The organism is Actinosynnema sp. NPDC023658 (assembly GCF_040639995.1).
Lineage (GTDB): Bacteria > Actinomycetota > Actinomycetes > Mycobacteriales > Pseudonocardiaceae > Actinosynnema.
In genome coordinates this window covers 1-1314 of record NZ_JBFAAX010001327.1, presented here as the reverse complement: position 1 = coordinate 1314, position 1314 = coordinate 1, and the positions used below count along the sequence as shown (strand labels likewise).

Sequence of the window (1314 nt, the reverse complement as noted above, 5' to 3'; positions counted from 1 at the left end):
TGGCCCACGCCCTGCTGGCGCGTGAGCTGTTCCCCGACGCGCCGCTGAAGTGGATGCCCCCCACCAAGCACATGACCGGCGACGTGTTCAACGGCTACCTGCTCGACGGGTTCTTCAACCTCGCGGGTCTGCTCACCGGCCAGTCCATCCTGCTGGTGGGCATGATGACCGAGGCGGTCGTCACCCCGTTCCTGTCCGACCGCGACCTGGCCCTGGCCAACGTCCGCTACGTGCTGGGCGCGGCGGGCGGGCTGCGCGAGGACTTCCGGCCCGCACCGGACGGGCTCATCGTGACCCGCGCCCACCACGTCCTGGGCGAAGCGGTCGACCTGCTGCGCCGCATCGTCGACGACGGCCTGCTCGACGCCATCGCGGACGGCACCTTCGGCCTCATGAAACGCCCCGCCGACGGCGGCAAGGGCGCCGACGGCGTCGTGGAGAAGGCCGACGACTACCTCAACCCCGCCTCGGACCTGCTGGAGGCACACCCGTGAAGCGCCACGTCCGCCCCTACGGCGACACCACCGGCGACGGCATGGTGCAGACCTCGTTCACGCTGCCCGTCCCCGCCGGTCCCCGCGCCGACGGCGCCGCCCGTCAACTGGCCAACAAGATGGGCATCGACCCCGCCCTGGTCGTGCACTCCCACCCCATCGGTGACGACTTCACGTTCTTCGTCGTCTACGGCTCCGTCAGCCACATCGTCGACCTCGACGACGTGCGCGTCGTCGAACGCGACTACCCCCTGCTCCCGCCCGCCGAGGTCAACGCCGCCGTGCGCGAGCTGCTGCGCCGCAAACTCGTCGTCGTCGGCGCGTGCATCGGCACCGACGCCCACACCGTCGGCATCGACGCCATCCTCAACATCAAGGGCTTCGCCGGCGACAAGGGCCTCGAGTACTACCGGGAGCTGACCGTCGTCAACCTCGGCGCGCAGGTCGCCGTGCCCGACCTGGTGCGTCGCGCCCGCGCCGAGAAAGCCGACGCCGTCCTGGTGTCCCAGGTCGTCACCCAACGCGACGCCCACCTGCTCAACACCCGCGAGATGTCCGCGGCGTTCCGCGAGGCCATGGGCGACCGGCGGCCCCTGCTCATCGCCGGCGGCCCCCGCTTCGACCCGCTCATGGCCGACGACCTGGGTGTCGACCGGGTCTTCGGCCGCGGCACCACCCCCGGTGAGGTCGCCAGCTACCTCGTCCACGCCGTCCGCGCCAAGACCACCGCCAAGACCGCCGCCGAGGAGAACGCGTGAGCCCCACCGCGGGATCGACCGTCACCCACCGCCGCTACGTGCCCCACTCCCACGCCCACTAC

At 71.5% G+C, this 1314-nt stretch carries 2 protein-coding genes; both read left to right on the top strand.

Going from position 1 to position 1314, the window contains the following annotated elements:
* On the top strand, positions 1–494 hold a 494-nt coding region (locus tag AB0G02_RS40695; RefSeq protein ID WP_360806030.1), incomplete at its 5' end, for a lysine 5,6-aminomutase subunit alpha.
* Positions 491–1252 carry an OAM dimerization domain-containing protein gene (locus tag AB0G02_RS40690; RefSeq protein WP_360806027.1) on the top strand — a complete coding sequence of 254 codons (762 nt, stop codon included), beginning with the start codon at positions 491–493 and terminating at the stop codon, positions 1250–1252. The genes AB0G02_RS40695 and AB0G02_RS40690, both read left to right, overlap by 4 nt.
* Positions 1253–1314 lie beyond the last annotated feature (62 nt).